Annotated in this window: 18 protein-coding genes and 1 pseudogene; 10 read left to right on the top strand and 9 right to left on the bottom strand. The window is 60.2% G+C overall.

Features of this window, described 5'->3' with window-relative positions:
* Position 1 precedes the first annotated feature (1 nt).
* The 7 genes from RL_RS35060 (at position 2) to RL_RS35030 (ending at position 6,233) form a co-directional block, all read left to right on the top strand.
* Positions 2 to 970, top strand: a complete 969-nt coding sequence (locus tag RL_RS35060) for an ABC transporter ATP-binding protein (protein ID WP_011649195.1) — start codon at positions 2 to 4, stop codon at positions 968 to 970.
* Between the two features lie 61 nt (positions 971 to 1,031).
* Entirely contained in the window at positions 1,032 to 1,712 is a 681-nt protein-coding gene (locus tag RL_RS35055; protein ID WP_011649194.1) for an aspartate/glutamate racemase family protein, read from the top strand.
* A 95-nt stretch (positions 1,713 to 1,807) separates the two neighbouring features.
* Positions 1,808 to 2,647 (top strand): MurR/RpiR family transcriptional regulator, encoded by an 840-nt coding sequence (locus RL_RS35050; protein WP_011649193.1) that lies wholly within the window; start codon positions 1,808 to 1,810, stop codon positions 2,645 to 2,647.
* A gap of 554 nt (positions 2,648 to 3,201) precedes the next feature.
* Positions 3,202 to 3,339, top strand: a complete 138-nt coding sequence (locus RL_RS38790) for an ABC transporter substrate-binding protein (protein ID WP_225510760.1) — start codon at positions 3,202 to 3,204, stop codon at positions 3,337 to 3,339.
* Positions 3,340 to 3,734: 395 nt separating this feature from the next.
* Positions 3,735 to 5,120, top strand: coding sequence for a TadE/TadG family type IV pilus assembly protein (locus RL_RS35040; RefSeq protein ID WP_041937001.1), 1,386 nt, complete (start codon positions 3,735 to 3,737; stop codon positions 5,118 to 5,120).
* A complete protein-coding gene (locus RL_RS35035) occupies positions 5,117 to 5,647 on the top strand; it encodes a TadE/TadG family type IV pilus assembly protein (RefSeq protein ID WP_011649189.1) in 531 nt (176 codons plus the stop codon). The genes RL_RS35040 and RL_RS35035 overlap by 4 nt, the downstream gene beginning before the upstream one ends.
* 1 nt (position 5,648) lies before the next feature.
* Positions 5,649 to 6,233 carry a TadE/TadG family type IV pilus assembly protein gene (locus RL_RS35030; protein WP_011649188.1) on the top strand — a complete coding sequence of 195 codons (585 nt, stop codon included), beginning with the start codon at positions 5,649 to 5,651 and terminating at the stop codon, positions 6,231 to 6,233.
* 37 nt (positions 6,234 to 6,270) lie between these two features.
* Here RL_RS35030 and RL_RS35025 read toward each other — a convergent pair whose 3' ends face one another.
* Both RL_RS35025 and RL_RS38785 read right to left on the bottom strand, forming a co-directional pair.
* Positions 6,271 to 7,128 (bottom strand): hypothetical protein, encoded by an 858-nt coding sequence (locus tag RL_RS35025; RefSeq protein ID WP_011649187.1) that lies wholly within the window; start codon positions 7,126 to 7,128, stop codon positions 6,271 to 6,273.
* Positions 7,129 to 7,227: 99 nt separating this feature from the next.
* A pseudogene (locus RL_RS38785) lies at positions 7,228 to 7,344 on the bottom strand (SDR family NAD(P)-dependent oxidoreductase); the annotation flags it as partial.
* Between the two features lie 71 nt (positions 7,345 to 7,415).
* Here RL_RS38785 and RL_RS35020 point away from each other — a divergent pair.
* Positions 7,416 to 8,198 (top strand): pyrroline-5-carboxylate reductase, encoded by a 783-nt coding sequence (locus tag RL_RS35020; protein ID WP_011649186.1) that lies wholly within the window; start codon positions 7,416 to 7,418, stop codon positions 8,196 to 8,198.
* On the opposite strand, the gene RL_RS35015 is transcribed toward RL_RS35020, so the two are convergent.
* The gene (locus RL_RS35015) at positions 8,195 to 8,743 is read right to left on the bottom strand and encodes a cupin domain-containing protein (protein ID WP_011649185.1); all 549 of its coding nucleotides are present in this window, start codon (positions 8,741 to 8,743) and stop codon (positions 8,195 to 8,197) included. The genes RL_RS35020 and RL_RS35015 overlap by 4 nt on opposite strands.
* Before the next feature lie 143 nt (positions 8,744 to 8,886).
* Between RL_RS35015 and RL_RS35010 the strand changes: the two genes are divergently transcribed.
* On the top strand, positions 8,887 to 10,221 hold the full coding sequence (locus RL_RS35010) for an aspartate aminotransferase family protein (RefSeq protein ID WP_011649184.1): 1,335 nt from the start codon (positions 8,887 to 8,889) through the stop codon (positions 10,219 to 10,221).
* Between the two features lie 81 nt (positions 10,222 to 10,302).
* Here the strand turns inward: RL_RS35010 and RL_RS35005 are convergent, their stop codons facing one another.
* From RL_RS35005 to alr, 3 genes are all read right to left on the bottom strand, one after another.
* A complete protein-coding gene (locus tag RL_RS35005) occupies positions 10,303 to 11,325 on the bottom strand; it encodes a helix-turn-helix transcriptional regulator (RefSeq protein WP_011649183.1) in 1,023 nt (340 codons plus the stop codon).
* Between the two features lie 85 nt (positions 11,326 to 11,410).
* Positions 11,411 to 12,661, bottom strand: coding sequence for a D-amino acid dehydrogenase (locus RL_RS35000; protein WP_011649182.1), 1,251 nt, complete (start codon positions 12,659 to 12,661; stop codon positions 11,411 to 11,413).
* Between the two features lie 29 nt (positions 12,662 to 12,690).
* Positions 12,691 to 13,824: an alanine racemase gene (gene alr / locus RL_RS34995; RefSeq protein WP_011649181.1), complete on the bottom strand. Its 1,134-nt coding sequence runs from the start codon at positions 13,822 to 13,824 to the stop codon at positions 12,691 to 12,693.
* Positions 13,825 to 13,950: 126 nt separating this feature from the next.
* Between alr and RL_RS34990 the strand changes: the two genes are divergently transcribed.
* Positions 13,951 to 14,415, top strand: a complete 465-nt coding sequence (locus RL_RS34990) for an Lrp/AsnC family transcriptional regulator (RefSeq protein WP_003550368.1) — start codon at positions 13,951 to 13,953, stop codon at positions 14,413 to 14,415.
* Positions 14,416 to 14,497: 82 nt separating this feature from the next.
* Here RL_RS34990 and RL_RS34985 read toward each other — a convergent pair whose 3' ends face one another.
* From RL_RS34985 to RL_RS34975, 3 genes are read right to left on the bottom strand one after another with little or no spacing between them, the layout of a single operon-like run.
* Positions 14,498 to 15,199, bottom strand: coding sequence for an HpcH/HpaI aldolase family protein (locus tag RL_RS34985; RefSeq protein ID WP_011649180.1), 702 nt, complete (start codon positions 15,197 to 15,199; stop codon positions 14,498 to 14,500).
* Between the two features lie 16 nt (positions 15,200 to 15,215).
* Positions 15,216 to 16,019, bottom strand: coding sequence for an SDR family oxidoreductase (locus RL_RS34980; RefSeq protein ID WP_011649179.1), 804 nt, complete (start codon positions 16,017 to 16,019; stop codon positions 15,216 to 15,218).
* A 9-nt stretch (positions 16,020 to 16,028) separates the two neighbouring features.
* Complete coding sequence (locus RL_RS34975; protein WP_011649178.1) at positions 16,029 to 17,705, bottom strand: hydantoinase B/oxoprolinase family protein; 1,677 nt, start codon at positions 17,703 to 17,705, stop codon at positions 16,029 to 16,031.
* Between the last annotated feature and the right edge of the window lie 11 nt (positions 17,706 to 17,716).

The raw sequence follows: 17,716 nt of genomic DNA, 5'->3' as shown, positions 1-17,716 counted from the left end.
GATGACGCAATCCGATGTTGTGATCGATATTCAGAACCTCTCCGTTACCTTCAATCGAGGACGCAAGCCGGTGAAGGCCGTCAATGGCGTCAGCCTCCAGGTAAGGGCTGGCGAGGTCGTGGCCCTCCTGGGGGAGTCCGGGTCGGGCAAGAGCGTCACCATGCGCTCGCTGCTTCGTATGCATCCGAAGGGGACGACAATCGACGGGTCGATGTCGGTGGCCGGACGCGAGGTCACCGGCCTGTCGACGCGCGAGCTCGGCAATCTGCGTGGCGCCGTCGTGTCGATGGTGTTTCAAGAGCCGCGTCTTGCCCTCGATCCGGTCTACACGCTTGGCCGGCAGATCGAAGAGACGATCATGCGCCATGAAAAGATTTCTCGCTCCGCCGCGGCTGCCCGGTCGCTTGCCTTGTTTGAGAAGGTTCGCATTCCCTCGCCAGAGCGTCGCCTTCAGAATTACCCCCACGAGATGTCGGGCGGCATGTTGCAGCGCTCGATGATCGCCATGGCGCTGGCGTGCAATCCAAAGGTCCTTCTCGCCGATGAGCCGACGACGGCGCTGGATGCCACCGTACAGATCCAGATCCTGCTGCTAATCCGCGAATTGCAGAAGGAGTATGGATTGTCCGTCATCTTCGTAACCCACGATATCGGCGTTGCTGCCGAGGTCGCTGACCGCATCGCGGTCATGTACGCGGGACGGGTCGTCGAGGAGGGGCGCGTTGAAGACATCATCCGCGAGCCGAAACATCCCTATACAAAAGGGCTGCTCGGCGCGCGCGTTGAACTTGCAAACGGCCGCGATCGACTGATCACCATTCCGGGCGCGCCGCCGGATCTGGCCAACATGCCGCCCGGCTGCGCGTTTGCGCCACGATGCGCGCAGGTATCAGAACCCTGTCTTACCGAAGTTCCGGCACTCGTCGCAGCGGGACGAGCTGGCCGGGTTGCCTGCCTTCTATACGGCTGAGAAACCCGAAAAATACAATAAATCAGGGAGGTGGACGCGCGGCTGCGGCGTCCGAAGGACCATGACACACATCGTTATCATCAATCCAAACACATCGGAGGCGACCACGGCGATGATGACCGACATCGCTCGCCAGTCTGTTCCCGCTGGCATTTCGGTCGAAGGCGTGACCGCGGCAAGAGGCGTGCCGATGATCCTCAACGGCAATGAGCTTGCCGCCTCCGCCGACGGCGTCGTGCAGATGGGGTTGACCGCGGCGTCAAGGGCTGATGGCATCATCGTCAGCGCTTTCGGGGATCCGGGGCTCGAACCGCTGAGACAAATGACCGATATACCCATTATCGGCATATGCGAGGCAAGCATGCTGGAAGCTGCGTTCGGCGGACGACGGTTCGGCATTGCGACAGTCACACCAGATCTCGTCGAGAGCTTCGCGGCAAAGGCAGTGAGCCTCGGGCTTGCCAACCTTTTCACCGGCACTCGATTGACCAGTGGGGACCCAATCTCTCTCTCCTTCGAGCCAGAGCGGCTGCAGACAGCCCTCGCCATTGCCGTCAAAGAGTGCCTGGATTTTGATGGCGCCGAGGTGGTCATCATCGGCGGCGGGCCGCTTGGCAGAGCAGCGGCCCAACTTCAGCAGCAGCTGTCCGCGCCAGTGATCGCCCCGATTGAATCAGCCACTAAACTCCTCCTCAAGCGGATGTTTCCTCTCGCATCAGTCGCTGCGAGTTTGGCGCAGTGACAAGGGCGCTCGGGCGCGGCAGCTTGAGTTTTCCGATTGCAAATCGGGAGATTGCGACGGAAAGTCCGCCGCCTGGAGATGTCGCGGAGAGTACTGTGCCGAAAGATCGTTCGTTCCTGTTTCGCGTGAGAGAGGCGCTTCCCAACCTTCATCCGGCGGAAAAGCGATTGGCTGAGTTCGTTTGCGATTTTCCCGGCGAACTCGCGAGCTATTCAGCACAGGAACTTGCGGCACTCGCGCACGTTTCAAAGGCCACTGTCACACGGTTCATCCAGCGGCTCGGCTATGAAACCTACGAGGAAGCCCGCCGCCATGCGCGGGAGGAAAAGCAAACCGGGTCCCGGCTTTTTCTCGCGAGTTCGGCCAACGCTGCGTCGATCCAGTCGGTAGAGGCACATATAGCCCAAGGCATCGCAAACCTTGAAGCGACGTTCATTTCTATTCCCGACAGTCAGATAGAGGCCGCAGCTGAAGCAATCCTCCATGCGCGAAAAGTCTGGGTTGTCGGATTTCGAAGCAGTCACCCATTTGCCTCGTATCTTCAATGGCAACTGATCCAGGTCATTGAAAACATCGTCGCCATCCCCGGTTCTGGGCAGACATTAGGCGAACATTTCGTGAGCCTTCGTGAAAAGGACGTCGTCGTCGTCTTTGCTATGCGCCGACGAATTGCGCAGATGGACGCAATTCTCGAGCAAATCCGGAGATCGAAGGCAAATCTTCTTTACGTTACCGACGAAAGCGCACCCTTCGAGACGGCCGCCGGTTGGCACTTCCAATGCCAGACACTTGCGCCCGGCCCGTTGTTCAACCACACCTCGGTGATGGCGTTGTGCCATTTGCTGATTACCCGGTGTTTCGAAAAAGCCGGGGTTGAAGGGCGAAAACGCCTTCGTGACATTGAGGCCTTAAACGAGAATCTTGAAGAACTATAAGTCGTTTTAACTTCTAAAAAATGGCATGCGGTGTGTGTGAACTCCGAGTTTTAAACGGATTAGACCTCACCGACTGCTCCCTACGTTTTGAGTGTGGCGGCTTGAAGGGATCTGAACCGAGGACCACTCCGTCGCCAACTATCTCGGCGAAGCCGGTGAGCAGGATCAGGCACGCCATTGCGGCTTGCGCGCAAGGCCGATCCAGATGCCTTTTAAGATCGGCGATATTTGTTGACAGGCTTGGGTTTAGAGTCAGGTTTCATGCCCTGAAGCCGGAGCGGGAATCCCCAGGGCATAGATTTGAATAGGCGCCGACCGTCTTTCTCAATAACGATCAGACCCGGGCTCCCCTCGACTGTCTCTGTCGGTACGCTGATCGCCCAGAAAGATTGCTGATGACCTTCTAGTAGGTAGAATGTCAACGGGGAAAGTTCTTGATCTCCTGTCTTCCCCGTTTGTTGAACCTCTTTCCGAAGCGCTTCTGAAGAAACTGAGTTCGTCGGAGCCGAATAAAGACCGGGTTTAAGTGGCTAATTTCGGCCAGGAAGGGCGAAGTGAGCGCCCAATCCCAGGCCATGCCGACCCAGAAGTCGGAAGGCTGGATCGGCATAGTGAGCGACTTCTTCAACAATCGGAACATGTCCCCGCAGGGCGTTCAACAACGCCTGCATGACCTCCTGATCCAGCGCTGAATGCGAAATCTTGATACGCACGGTCATCGCTGGGTTATCCAATTTCCGGCCTGGCGGAAATGTCCCACACCAGCCTCGTCGGCCTGGTCTTCGGCCCGAGAAAGAGCAGAACCTGCCGCCAAAGCGCTGATATCCGTGCTTGGATAGCTCAGGCTGTTGAACGAAAACGCTGGAGAGGTCGCGGATGAGCGCCGGACATATCGCCGCGTCCGGCTTCACTCACGCATGCGGATCCCCGCAGCATGAATGAGATGATATGTCATTCCACGGCCTATCCATAATTCGCAGACATATACAATTTGCGCACGAAACATTGCGTCGGCAGTCCGCGTCCCGTCGGAAAACGCAGGAATTAACAAAGACTTAAGCACTTCGGATACTTCTTGCACATTAGTATGACTTATTTGACGGTGGTTTTATTGCGCTCGGGTCTTTCATATTCAATTGGCAGGGTCTTCAAAGCCTTTCGCGGCCTCGGAAGGGACAGGGGCGGCAATGTCGCGATCGTTGTTGCCCTCACCCTGGTGCCGATGATCGTCGCAGTCGGCGCGAGCTTTGACTATATCCGTACCTACAATGTCCGCCAGAGGATGCAGAGCGATCTCGACACGGCCCTGATCGCCGCAGTCAAAGAGATCGATACCGACGACACCGACGCCCTCAAGGAAAAGGTTGCAGACTGGTTCCACGCGCAGGTGGAAAACAGCTATACGCTTGGCGACATCGACATCGATACCTCAAACCATAAGATCACCGCGACGGCCAGCGGCACGGTTCCTACGACGCTGATGAAGATCGCCAACATCGACACCGTCGACGTCAGCGTGGCAAGCGCCGTCAAGGGGCCGGCCACCTCCTATCTCAATGTCTATATCGTCATCGACACATCGCCGTCGATGCTTCTGGCGGCAACAACGGCCGGCCAGTCGGCCATGTATTCCGGCATCGGATGCCAGTTCGCCTGCCACACGGGCGATGCGCACACTGTCGGCAAGACGAAATACGCCAACAATTACGAATACAGCGCGGCCAAGACCATTAAGCTGCGCGCCGATGTTGCCGGTGACGCCGTCAGAGACGTGCTCGACATGATCGACGACTCCGACAGCAATCATCAACGCATCAAGGTCGGATTATATAGCCTCGGCGATACCCTCACGGAAGTTCTGACCCCGACGCTCAGCACGGACACGGCGCGCAATCGCCTTGCGGACGCAAGTTACGGCCTGACCAGCGCGACCTCGAAGGCAGCCACCTATTTTGACGTCTCTCTGGCGACGCTGAAACAGAAAGTCGGCACAGGCGGGGACGGAACATCCTCGGGCTCGCCGCTCAAGCTGGTTCTCCTGCTGACGGACGGCGTCCAGTCGCAGCGCGAATGGGTGACTGACAAGGTGACATGGAAGAACGGGCAGGCGACGTACGGGGCATACTGGAACAAAGTCGCGCCGCTTAATCCGGATTGGTGCGCCTACGTCAAAAATCAGTCCGCCACCATGGCGGTTCTTTATACCGAATACCTGCCGATCACCTCGGACTGGGGTTACAACGCCACTGTGGGCTCGACCATGGCAAGCGCCAGCTGGAAGAGCACCTACGGCGGCACCATGCAAAGCGGCGTGTCGACCAGCATCACGAGACGGGATTACATTCCCTATGCGCTTTCCGACTGCGCATCCTCCAAGAGCCTGTTCATATCCGCGTCGTCGTCGACCGAGATCACCGCAGGTCTGTCGGCGCTTTTCACCCAATATCTCGCATCCGTCCGGCTGACCCAATGAGGCGAGGGAAACACTTCGCATCGTTGCGCCGTCTGCTTGGCGACCGCAAAGGGGTCGCAGCGATCGAATTTGCGATCCTGGCTCTGCCGCTCTTCATCATGATATTCGGCATTATCGAAGTGTCGCTAATGTTCTTCGTCAACTCGGCGCTGGACGCTTCGGTGCACAAGATCTCCCGGATGATCCGCACCGGCGAGGTTGCGTCCTCCAACATCACGCTGGCCGATTTCAAGGCCGGGATTTGCAACGACATGCTTCTCTCGTTCAGCTGCTCCAGCGGTCTGCTGGTCAAGGTGAACGTGCTTTCCGACCTCTCGTCCGCCGCCAGCGCCGACCCCATCGACGACAGCGGCAATCTCACTGTCACCGAGACCTATGATATCGGCAAGGGCAGCGACTACATCCTGGTTCAGACATTCCTGCCATGGACAGCCGTCGTCAATTTCTTCAGCCTGTCGAGCGCCAAGCTTTCGGACGGCCGCTACCTGCTCGGATCTTCCGTTCTGTTCCGCAACGAGCCTTTCTGACATGATCATAAAACGGAGCCTGTCCTTCTTCCGCTTCGCCCGATCCCGCGCCCGTCATCTCCTGTGCGACCGGTCGGCGGCTTCGGGTGTGGAATTCGCGCTGGTGTTGCCGATCCTGGTGATGCTCCTGTTCGGCACCGTCGATCTCGGCCATGCACTCACAGTCAGCCGAAAGATAGATGAGATCGCCTCTTCCACAGGCGACATGATTTCACAGCAGGGCTCCTGGACGAAATCCGATGTCGCCAAGCTTCTCTCCGGCGCCAGCTTCATCCTGCAGCCCTATGACACGACCGGGCTGACGATCACGCTGGCGGTGGACGATATCGCCAAGAGCGGCAGCGCGACGGTCAACTGGTCTGCAGCGCTCAACACCTCCGCTCTTACCTCCGGCTCGGCGAGCACAATCGAGGTCCCTTCGGAGATCCAGGATGACGGCGTGCAGGTGGTGCTGACCCGGGTGCAGTACACATTGACGACGCCGGTCTCGGCGTTCTTTTCGAATTTCACCGGGCAGAATGGCTACAGCTTCGATCGCCATTACTTCAATCGCCCGAGGGTCGGCGACACGATCACTTACAACTAAACCGGAAATCGAAGCCCTGCGGGACGACAGCCCAGGCTCACTTGGGCAGCTTGACTATGCCGTATGGGTTGAACTTGAACTCATCCGGTTCGTAAGTCGAATCGAAGGAGAGGCTTGCACGGCGCTCCTTGAGCGTCGGCTCGAGGCCCTGCTGCGCGATCTCGTCGGCAACCGCATCCATGATGGCGACGATCTGCCTTTCGCTGCCGGCCGTCTCAGGCACATAGACCTCCGGCAATCCGACGAGATGGAAACCGACGCTCTCCAGGTATCCCGGAACCGATAGCGGCCGCTTCGCAAAGGCCAGCCGGCCGATCCGTTGCTGGGTCAGCGGGTCGGCGGCCTTTACCGCCTCGGCGCCTTGCCCGATCAGCTCGCTCCATCGGTCGAGGCCATGGGCAATGCCGGCGCTTTCGCCCTTTACCGCAACCGCTCCCGCACCGATCAGCCGTTCAACGAGGCGCAGCGCCAGCATCGAAACCTTCACCGTCCCCGCCTGCGCCATGCTCGGCCCGAGGACATAGAGGACCGACTGATGATCGGCGACGGCCTCCTCGTCTGCCGGGCTCCACGCATCGGCTTCGACCCGATCCCAGCACACGGCGAATGACTGGCTCATACGGTCATCAGGCTCGGCCTGGGAATAGTCCCCGTCGATGCTGAAGCCGGTGGCGAAGTCACGGATCGCCTGCGATGCCGCTTCGGACAAGGGGCTGAGGTCACGTCCCTTGCCGAGGAAACATAAGACATGCCGGGGCGTCACCGACGATTCCTCCGCCTCGTTTTGGGTCACCGTTTCCTCGCCGGAAGCCGGGCTGATTTCCTTGGCCGATGACGGTTTCCAGCCGATCATCGCCCCGATGGACGCCAAGAGCGCGCGACGCAGGAGATTCAAGATCGATGCCTTCCGTTCGGTCGAATGTTCGCAGCCTCCTCGCCTTGTAACCGGATGAAATCCGAAACAAAAGCAGGATCAGGCATCCGCCAGCGCGCAAATAACGGCGTCATGCATCGGCGTATGGATTTCGCCGGGGCAGACGGCATTGACCCCGATCTTGTCGGGTGCATAGTCGCAGGCGAAGTTCTGGGTGAAGGCGGTAACCGCCGTCTTGCCGTTTGTAGGTGATGTAGTTCGGCACGGGGATGTCGCATTGGGCCCGCTGCGGGCTGCGGAGTAATCAAATGAAAATCGACAGTATCGGCTTCGTCGGCACCGGCGCGATTACCGAGGCCATGGTTCGCGGGCTTCTCACCGAGCCGGCCTATGCCTCCCAAATTCACGTGTCTCCACGAAGCGCCCACATCGCCGCGACGCTGGCCGACGAATTCGCCACTGTGAGAATTGCCAAGGATAATCAGGACGTCGTCGAACGCAGCGACATGGTGTTCCTGGCGATACGGCCGCAGGTCGCCGAGGAGGTCGTGCGTGCGCTATCGTTCAGGGATGGCCAAATGGTCGTCAGCCTCGTTGCGGCGACGGAGCGCCAGGCTCTCTCCGAATGGATCGCCGCCGACGTGCATCTGGTGCAGGCGATCCCCCTGCCCTTCGTCGCCGGCCGGCAAGGCGTCACTGCCGTCTATCCGCCTGATACCGCCGTCGCAGCGCTTTTCGATGCGCTCGGAACGGCTGTCCAATGCCAGTCGAGGAAGGAGTATGATCTTCTCGCGGCAGCGAGCGCAATGATGTCGACCTATTTCGGCATCATGGAGCAGGTTGCCGTCTGGCTGGAAAGAGGCGGCCTCGAAAAGGCGAAGGGACAGGCCTACATTGCCCCGCTCTTTGCAAGCCTCGCGCAGAAAGCGAACAGCCCCGGCAACGAACCGTTCAGCGCGCTGAGCCGCGAATTCGCGACCAAGGGCGGACTGAACGAGCAGGTTTTCTCAGACTTCGAGAAGAAGGGCGGCCTTGCCGCGCTGACCGCTGCACTCGACGGGGTGCTTGCCCGCATCGAGGGCAAGAACTAGAAAGTCGGCGGCGTGCAGGCGCTGATGACCTCGCAGGGCACCGGTCCGACGCAGCGGAAGCGGTGCGGGCGTCTGCTTTCGAAATAGTAGGCGTCACCCGCTCCAAGGATCCGCCGCTCGTCATCGACCGTCACCTCGAGCCTTCCCGAGAGCACGATCCCGCCCTCTTCCCCCTCGTGAACAAGGGGAACCTTTCCGGTGTCCGCACCCGGCTGGTAGCATTCCTTGAGGATTTGCAGGCTGCGGCCGAACAGGTTTTCTCCAACCTGCCTGTAGGAAATGGCGCCCTTGCCGATCTCCACCAGCTCCTCGGCCGCATAGAAGGCCTTCCTTGGACGCTCGGGCTCGAAGGCGAAGAATTCAGCGAGCCCGATGGGGATGCCGTCCAGAATTCGCTTCAAGGCTCCGACCGACGGGTTGGAGGCGTTCGATTCGATGAGCGAGATCGTCGAGTTCGGCACGCCGGTGCGCTTGGCGAGCTCTCGCTGGGAAAGCTTATTGGCGATGCGGAGATAGCGAAGGCGGCTGCCGATATCGACTGACATGATGCGGCTCGTTTGCGTTGTCCAGAATATCTAAAATTTATCTCCAAATCCATTGAATTTCAATAGCTTGCAACAGCAAAGAAAAGGACTTGTTTGTCAGAGGGAAACTGACATTCTCGGCGCCATCCCCAAAGGAGGCCAGGATGGACCAGATCAGCAAAACGAACGCGCCCGTACTCGAAAATTTCTGGATGCCATTCACCGCGAACCGGCAATTCAAGGCCACGCCGCGGCTTCTCGCAGCCGCGGAGGGAATGTACTACACCGACGTCGATGGACATCAGGTGCTTGACGGCACCGCCGGGCTCTGGTGCTGCAATGCCGGCCACGGCCGCAAGAAGATCGCCCATGCCGTCGAGCGACAGCTTGCAACGCTGGACTATGCGCCGACCTTTCAGATGGGGCATCCGATCGCCTTCGACTTCGCCTCAAAACTGGCTGCGAACGCGCCGGGCGGCCCGGAAGCCAAGCTCGACAGGATATTCTTCACCGGCTCAGGCTCGGAATCGGTCGATACGGCGCTGAAGATCGCCATCGCCTATCAGCGGGCGATCGGCCAGGGCACCCGCACGCGGATCATCGGGCGCGAGAAGGGATATCATGGCGTCGGGTTCGGCGGCATTTCCGTCGGCGGTCTCGTCAACAACCGGCGGGTCTTCCCGCAAATACCGGCCGACCATATGCGCCACACGCTCGACATCGAGCGCAATGCGTTCTCAAAGGGTCTTCCCGCTCACGGCGTGGAACTGGCGGACGATCTCGAGCGCCTGGTGCAACTGCACGGCGCCGAAACCATCGCAGCGGTCATCGTCGAGCCGATGTCGGGATCGGCAGGCGTGGTTCTGCCTGCGAAGGGCTATCTGGAGAAACTGCGCGCAACCGCCGACAAGCACGGAATCCTGCTGATCTTCGACGAGGTCATCACCGGCTTCGGACGTCTCGGCACTCCTTTCGCGGCCGACTACTTCGGCGTCGTGCCCGACCTGATCACCACGGCAAAAGGCATCACCAACGGCTCGATCCCCATGGGCGCGGTCTTTGCCAGCAGGAAGGTCTATGACGGCCTGATGGTCGGACCCGATAACGCGATCGAACTCTTCCATGGCTACACCTATTCCGGCCATCCGGTCGCCTGTGCGGCCGGGCTCGCTACTCTGGAGATCTACGAGGAGGAAGGCCTGCTGACCCGCGCAGCCGATTTGGCCGAGTACTGGCAGGAGGCCCTCCATTCACTGAAAGGCCTGCCTCATGTCGTCGACATCCGCAATCTCGGACTGGTCGGCGCAGTCGAACTGGCTTCTCGTGACGGGGCGCCTGGAACCCGCGCCTATGACATCTTCGTTGACTGCTTCAACAAGGGCCTGTTGATCCGGGTAACCGGCGACATTATCGCCCTCTCCCCGCCGCTCATTATCGAGAAAAGCCAGATCGACACGATCGTTTCGATCCTCGGTGATGCCCTGAAGCGCGCGGCATAGATCCGTATCCCGCGTGCCGCTCCCGTCGGCGATCGGACGCCTGGTCCATCGTCGACGGAATCATCCACGCCGAGATAGAGCTCAGCGCCTCAAGGTCTGTGACGGCAACTGGCCGAAACGCTTCCTGTATTCGGCAGAAAATCGCCCAAGATGCGTAAAGCCCCATCGCAGCGCGACGTCGGCGATGGCTTGCTTCTCGTCAGACTCGAGCAAATCGCGATGGGCGGCGGCCATCCGAAGGTCATGCAGGTAGGACATCGGGGTCGTATTCCTGAACTGGCGGAAACCCTGTTGCAAAGTCCGAACGCTGACTTTGGCTGCAATCGCAATGTCGTTGAGCGAAATCGGCTCGGCGATGTGTTCCTGCATGAAGTCGATGGCCCATTTCACATGGCGTGGAGCCGGCGCTGGAGCAGGGAGCGCAAGCTCGTTCGAATAACGATTGGGGCAGGTCTCCAGAAGCAGATAGATCGCCGCGTCACAGAGCAAGCTGGCCGCCAACGGCGAGCGTTGCAGCGGTCCGTTGCCGCTGAGGCCGCGATGGAGGCTCGAGACAAGTTGCTGGAATACAAGCCCGGGACCGGTCGTCAGATCGATGTGAGGATGAAAATCGACGTCGCCGCTGATCGTTCTCTCGAACATATGCGTTAGGTGGCTAATGATCTTCGCCTGATCGACGAACAGGCCGAAATGACGGCGCGGCCCAAACAGGCGAGCACCCGCGGCACGACCTGCCTCAAGGATCGTGCCACGCGCGGGAATGGAATATATTTGCTCCCGCATGCCTTCGAAGGATGCGTTTCCTGCCATCGGCAGAAAAACGATCATCCTATCGCTGGGCGCCTCCCGCCTGATCAGGATTGTGCCTTCGTAGGTACAATCGGCTACCGTTACCTCTTCTCCCACGGAGACGAAATTGCAGTGGTATGCAATCGGCATATTGCCTTCCGCCGCAACCTTGATCGGGGAGGTTGGCGTCGACAATATTTCCGAGAGTTCATCCGGGTCCGTTCCGCTGTGCGCCGTTTCCCGAAACAACATGCTCTGCACCGCCAGCTGTCGGGCGAGGCTGCCATCGTTTTGTATATGAGAATTAACGGACATTCGTGACCTCGAAAGGCGATGTACACAAGTGATAATGGATTTGCGCAATCATGTTCATCCCTCTTTTTCTGTGTTGCCCCGGGTTTCAGCCGTAGCGGGTGATGGCGAGATCCCTCGCGTCGATTTCCGGCTGGCCGCCGCCGACGAGATCGCCGATGAGCCGCGCCGAACCGGTGCTCATCGTCCAGCCGAGCGTGCCGTGGCCGGTATTGAGGAAGAGACCGGCGACCTTTGTCGGGCCGATAACCGGCGTGCCATCAGGCGTCATCGGGCGCAGGCCGGACCAGAAGGAGGCCTTGGAAATATCGCCGCCGGGGAAGAGATCGGTGACCGAATATTCCAGCGTGCTGCGACGGGCCAGGCCGAGATCATTGGTATAGCCTGATATTTCAGCCATGCCGCCGACACGAATGCGATCGCCGAGCCGGGTGATCGCGATCTTGTAGGTCTCGTCCATCACAGTCGATTCCGGCGCGCGTGACGCATCGGCGATCGGGATGGTGAGCGAATAGCCCTTGACGGGATAGACCGGCAGCCGGATGCCGAGCGGCTTGAGCAGCAGCGGCGAATAGCTGCCGAGCGCGACCACCACCGCCTCCGCACTCATCCTTTCACGATCGGTGATGACCCCACGCACGCGGCCGGCCTCGACATCCAGCGCCTTGATCGTCGTCCCGTAAGCGAAACGGACGCCGAGCGCCTCGGCTTTGGCCGCCAGCGCATTGGTGAACTTGAAGCAATCGCCGGTTTCGTCCTTCGGCGTCAGCAGACCGCCGACAATCTTGTCGCGCACATGCTTCAGCGCCGGTTCGAAGCGGATGCAGCCGTCCCGGTCCAGCACCTCATAGGGAATGCCGTCGGCAGCCAGCGCCTTGACATCCTTTGCCGAGGCCTCGAGCTGCTGCTGCGTGCGGAACAGCTGCAGGGTTCCCTGCATGCGTTCATCATAGGCGATGCCGGTCTCGGCGCGAAGATCGGCCAGCGCGATGCGGCTGTAATCGGCAAGGCGCAGCATGCGGCTCTTGTTGATCGCGTAACGCTCGGAGGTGCAGTTCGACAGCATCCTCGCCATCCAGGAAAGCATGGCCATGTCTAATTTTGGGCGCAGGATGAGCGGCGCATGTTTCATGAACAGCCACTTCATGGCCTTCATAGGAATGCCGGGCGCTGCCCATGGCGAGCAATAGCCGAAGGAGACTTCGCCGGCATTGGCAAAGCTCGTCTCCAGTGCCGGACCCGGCTGCCGGTCGACGACCGTGACGTCATGACCGGCCTTGGCCAGTTGATAAGCGGATGTAACGCCGACGATGCCGGCTCCTAGAACGATGACCTTCATGATGTCCCCAATGATGGAGCCGCCGGCTCTTAGCGATATTGCCTGTCGTAACGATCGCCCAGGCCAGTTAGGATTTCGTAAGAAATGGTGCCGGCATCGCGCGCGATGTCCTCAAGCGTCTGATGGCGGCCGAGCACTTCGACGAGACTGCCGAAGGTCAGCGCCCCTTCGGGCAGTGCTGTGATGTCGACGGTCGTGCTGTCCATCGACACGCGGCCGACGATCGGCAGGCGGACGCCCTTGAAATAGACGGCGCCGCGGTCGCTGAGGCATCGCGGCAGGCCATCAGCATAGCCGGCGGCAATGGTGGCGAGACGCGTTTCCCGTTGCGTGACATGCGCGCCGCCATAGCCGACCTTCGCACCCGCCGGTACGGTGCGCGTCTGCACAACGGCGACATTGAGGCTGACGACCGGCTCCATCGGGTTCTTCTCGCCGGCGTTCGGAGCGCCGCCATAAAGCGCGATGCCGGGGCGGGCGAGTACGCCGTAATAGGCCTCGCCCAGGAAAACGCCGCCGGAATTGGCGAAGGAAATGTCGAAGCCGGGAAATTCGTCGGCGATGCGGGACATCTCGGCAAACTGTTCGCCGTTCTGCTCGCTGCCCATGTCATCGGCCGAAGCCAGATGGCTCATGATGAACAGGATTTCGACATTGCTGCCATCGCGAAGAGCCGCCGCCAGCTCTCTTCGCTCTTCCCGGGGAAAACCGAGCCGCGACATCCCGGTGTCGAATTGGAGGACGGCTGGCAGGCAGCGCTTCAGAATGCGCGCAGCCGCCGACCACTGCCGCCACTGCGCCAGCGAATTGAGAACCGGGACAATGCCCATCTCGGCGCAGGCGATCTCGTTGCCCGGCTGCAAGCCGTTCAGCACGAAAATCTGGGCGTCGTGCGCAAGGGCCGGTCTGAGCCTCACGGCCTCGACAAATTGGGCGACGAAGAAATGCCTGCAACCTTCACTGTAAAGCGTTCTCGCGACCCGCTCGGCGCCGAGACCATAGGCATCGGCCTTGACGACGGCGCCGGCGCGGACCGGTGCCAGCATCGATACGAGCTTGCGATAGTTACGGCCGAGGGCGGCAAGATCGATCATCAGATAGCCCGTGGCTCCCTGCGCGATCGTAGCGGTGCGTGTGCGGGAAACCAAAATATCGCTATCCATGTCCACCCCTTTTTGATCTCAGGGAGTTTATGAAATAATGAGCGAAATTGCCTATCATTCAGTAGCCGATTATTGCTTGATTTGCCCATTATGCGCATAATCGATAAAAGTTTGGAATGATCCACTATGCCCGCTCTCGACGCCATCGATCGCAATATCCTGAGGCTACTGCGCCTCGATGCCCGCATGAGCAATGCCAAGCTCGCCGCCGAGATCGGTCTTTCTCCCTCGGCCTGCCTCAGGCGCATCAAGATCATGGAAAAATCAGGCGTGATCCGCGGCTATACGGTGCTGGTCGACACCGGCAATGCGGATGAGATGATCGCCGTGATCATCAACATCACTCTAGAGCGACAAACGGAGGACTATCTCGACCGCCTCGAGGCGGCGGTTCGGCGGCATCCCGAGATCCGGGAATGTTTTCTGATGACGGGCGGTTCCGACTATCTGCTGCGCGTGGAGGTTGCCAATGCGGGCGAGTTCGAGCGGATCCACAAAGAGATACTGTCGACCTTACCCGGCGTCCTCAGAATTCATTCCAGCTTCTCGATCCGCAATGTTCTGGCGACGCGCACGAGGGGCAGGCGCTGAACCGCGATCTAAGCTAATATTAATTGAGCGCCCCTCCGCATGGCAGCCCAGCGTCAGCGAAGAAGGAAATCTACCCCGCCTGCTATCGCGCCAGCGTCTGCCTGATGCCGGCAATCCCGCGGCGCAGGAAGGGGTCGGTGTGGATGTAAAAGAACTGAACACCCTTCTGCAGCCAATGAGGCAGTTCATCGGCGGTGGCCAGCGTGCCTGCAACCCTGCCTGCTGCGCGGATCTTGTCGACGGCGAGCGCGACCTTCTCCATGACAGCTTCAGGACGCGGCTCGCCGAAGGGTGGAGCCGGCGGATAGCCCATATTCTGTGAGAGATCGCCAGGTCCGATGAAGAAGACGTCGATGCCGTCGACCTTCAGCATCTGGTCGAGATTGTCGATGGCATCCACTGTCTCGATCATCGCCACCACCAGGCGCTTGTCGAAGTCGGACGGAAGAGCGTAACGGACGGCATCGACGACGGCGCGCGCCTGTTCGGCCGTGTCCACCATCGGGACCATGATGCCGTCGGCTCCCGCATTCAGATATCTGATGATGATCGGGCGTTCGTGCGAATGTGGCCGGACGATCGCCGCTCCGCCGACAGAACGGACAATCTGTGCGGTCATGCGCACATCGTCGAAGCTCCAGGTTCCGTGTTCGCAGTCGACGAAGACGGAATCGGCGCCGAGCTCCACCAGTCGGGCTGCCAGCCCCGACGAGGAGTGGTGCGGCGTATACATGGTGATCGCCTCGCCGGCCAACAGCCGGGCGCGCAATTTGGCTCCGTTCATCAATGTCCTCCCAATTCTATTTTTTCGGCATATCGGGCGTATCGGCCGGCGCACCGACCCAACGCGCAATTTCGATATCCGCTGACGTGTCCCGCATGAATGTCGGGCAGATGTGAAGCTCGGGGATCACGGCGCTCTTGTTCAGGCTGGCGCAGAGGACGATCGCACGGGCGACGTCATGAGGATCCATCATGACGGCGCGTTCCTCCTGCAGAGGAGGCCGCGCGCGATTGTCCATGATCGGCGTATTCGTCTCGCCGGGCAGGATCGTCGTCGCCCGGATCCCCTGATTGCGATAGGTATTGTGCAGGAAGGTCATGAAGTTCTTCACGCCGGCCTTGGCCGCACCATAGGCCGCGCCACCGAGCAGGTTGGGGTTGATCACCGCGAGCGACGAGACCGTGATGATCGTCCCCTCGCCCTTAGCGATCATGTCGGGAAGGACCGCCTGGGTCAGGTTGAAGACGGCAGTCAGATTGACGTTGATGGTGGAGGTCCACTCGGCCTCGCTCAGAAAACGCGCGTTCAGCACCTTGCTGGCGCTGCCGGCATTGTTCACCAGGATGTCGACGGGTCCGACGCTATCCTTGATCCACGTCACGGCCGCAAAGATCTCTTCACGCGTCTCGATATCGAGCGCGCGCGCGACGGCCTTGCCATTAGCCTCTTCGATCAGGGCCGCCACCTCGCGCAGCGGTTCGATCCGCCGCCCGGTCAGTACGACGGTGGCGCCGTCCTTTGCCAGCAGCAGGGCGGTTTCGCGACCGATGCCGGAGCCGGCTCCCGTCACGAGAGCGATTTTTCCTTCGAGAAGTCCCATGGTTTTCCCCTATTCGGCCGCAGCAGCGAGCGGGCCAGAATAGCCGTAAATTTCCTTCGCAGCCTTCGCCGTAATCAGGTTTTCGGAAAGATCCTGCTCGATGAGTGCAGACGAACGATTACTCGCAGCTCCCCAACCGCCGCCGCCTGGCGTCTCGACCTCGAGGCGCTGGCCTGTCTTCAGAACCACCTTGCCCTTCGGGAACTGAGGCTTGCCATCCTTCATGACCTTTCCAGCCGATCCGCTCTGGCCTTCCACGACACCGAAGCAGGGATGGCGAACACGCTCGGAGGCGAGGTAGATGTTCATCGGGTTCTTGCCGAGGTTCCGCAGCACGACACGCTGGCCGAGACCGCCGCGATGCTTGCCGGCACCGCCGGAGTCCGCGATCAGTTCCTTCCGCTCCGTCAGCACGGGAACGGCAACCTCGAACATCTCGATGGCCGTTACCTTGCAGTTCGAGGGGAAACTCAGCGTATCCAGACCGTCGAGCTCCGCGCGCGCGCCCTGCCCGCCATGGAAATTCTGGACGGAGCCATATTGCGTGCCGTCATTGCGCTGACCAACGCAATTGGCAGCCCAGATCGGCGCGCCGCCGCTGTCGCCCATAACCTTCTCGGGCACCACGCCTTCGAGCGCCTTGAAGATCAGCGAGGGAATAACGTGCCCGATCAGGTTCCGCGAGTTGCCCGCCGTCCAGTGCTGCGGATTGAGGATGCAGCCGAGCGGCGCCTCGTCGGTGATCGGAACGATGCAGCCCTCGTTGTTCGGAGTCTCGGGGTCGAGCAGGCATTTCAGAGCATAGACCGAATGGGCGTAGCGATAGTTCGTCCGGCAGTTGATCGAGTGCAAAACCTGGTCGGAGGTGCCGGTGTAATCGACATGGATCGAGTCATCGTTGACAATGACTGAAGCCTTCAGCGTGACGTCGACATCATAACCGTCGAGCAGAACCTCGGCGGCGTAGCTGCCGTTCGGCCATTCCCGGATCGCCTTGCGGGTCTGCGCTTCGGAGCGGGAATGGATGGCGGTTGCCAGGCCTTCGACGTCGTCGAGACCGTACTCATCCAGGAATTTGACGAGTTCGCGGCCCATGACGTTGTTGGCAGCGATCATCGACTCGAGATCGCCGCGCACTTCGGTCGGAAGGCGGACCGACGCTTCGATGATGTCGAAGACGTCCTGGTTCGGAACGCCGGCCTTCAGCAGCTTGATAATCGGGAAGCGGATGCCTTCTTCGTAGATATCGCTCGCTTCGGAATGCAGAGGGGCGCCGCCGATATCGGGAAGATGGGCGATGGAGCCGGCATAGGCGACGACCTTGCCGTTCTTGAAGATCGGCGTGATCATCGTGACATCGGGAAGATGGCCGGTACCGATCTCCGGATCGTTGGTCGCCAGCACGTCACCCTCTTCGAGCTTGTCTGCCGGGAACTTCGGCAGGAAATAATTCTGGGCCGCGGCCGGAAGCGAGGTGATGAAGACCGGGATCGACCAGGTGCATTGCGCCAGCGCCCGTCCCTTGCTGTCCAGCAGGACGGTGACGTAATCGTGGTTCTCGCGAACGATCGGCGAGAATGCCGTCTTGCCGAGGACGTTGTCAGCCTGGTCTGCGATGAAGATCAGGCGGTTCCACATGACCTGAAGGTTGATCGGGTCGTTGAAATCGGTGGCGGGTTTCGACATCTGAGTACCCC

Origin of the sequence: Rhizobium johnstonii 3841 (assembly GCF_000009265.1) — a bacterium.
In the GTDB taxonomy this organism is placed as follows: domain Bacteria; phylum Pseudomonadota; class Alphaproteobacteria; order Rhizobiales; family Rhizobiaceae; genus Rhizobium; species Rhizobium acaciae.
Note: the sequence above shows the minus strand (reverse complement) of the source record. Positions and strands in the feature narration are given on the sequence as shown.

Coding starts and splice junctions, on each gene's coding strand:
- RL_RS34975 (WP_011649178.1), bottom strand. CDS start 17,705: ATGTCGAAACCCGCCACCGATTTCAACGACCCGATCAACCTTCAGGTC.
- RL_RS35000 (WP_011649182.1), bottom strand. CDS start 12,661: ATGAAGGTCATCGTTCTAGGAGCCGGCATCGTCGGCGTTACATCCGCT.
- RL_RS35015 (WP_011649185.1), bottom strand. CDS start 8,743: ATGTCAGTCGATATCGGCAGCCGCCTTCGCTATCTCCGCATCGCCAAT.
- RL_RS35060 (WP_011649195.1), top strand. CDS start 2: ATGACGCAATCCGATGTTGTGATCGATATTCAGAACCTCTCCGTTACC.
- RL_RS34980 (WP_011649179.1), bottom strand. CDS start 16,019: ATGGGACTTCTCGAAGGAAAAATCGCTCTCGTGACGGGAGCCGGCTCC.
- RL_RS34985 (WP_011649180.1), bottom strand. CDS start 15,199: ATGAACGGAGCCAAATTGCGCGCCCGGCTGTTGGCCGGCGAGGCGATC.
- RL_RS35010 (WP_011649184.1), top strand. CDS start 8,887: ATGGACCAGATCAGCAAAACGAACGCGCCCGTACTCGAAAATTTCTGG.
- RL_RS35005 (WP_011649183.1), bottom strand. CDS start 11,325: ATGTCCGTTAATTCTCATATACAAAACGATGGCAGCCTCGCCCGACAG.
- RL_RS35020 (WP_011649186.1), top strand. CDS start 7,416: ATGAAAATCGACAGTATCGGCTTCGTCGGCACCGGCGCGATTACCGAG.
- alr (WP_011649181.1), bottom strand. CDS start 13,824: ATGGATAGCGATATTTTGGTTTCCCGCACACGCACCGCTACGATCGCG.
- RL_RS35035 (WP_011649189.1), top strand. CDS start 5,117: ATGAGGCGAGGGAAACACTTCGCATCGTTGCGCCGTCTGCTTGGCGAC.
- RL_RS35030 (WP_011649188.1), top strand. CDS start 5,649: ATGATCATAAAACGGAGCCTGTCCTTCTTCCGCTTCGCCCGATCCCGC.
- RL_RS35055 (WP_011649194.1), top strand. CDS start 1,032: ATGACACACATCGTTATCATCAATCCAAACACATCGGAGGCGACCACG.
- RL_RS34990 (WP_003550368.1), top strand. CDS start 13,951: ATGCCCGCTCTCGACGCCATCGATCGCAATATCCTGAGGCTACTGCGC.
- RL_RS35040 (WP_041937001.1), top strand. CDS start 3,735: ATGACTTATTTGACGGTGGTTTTATTGCGCTCGGGTCTTTCATATTCA.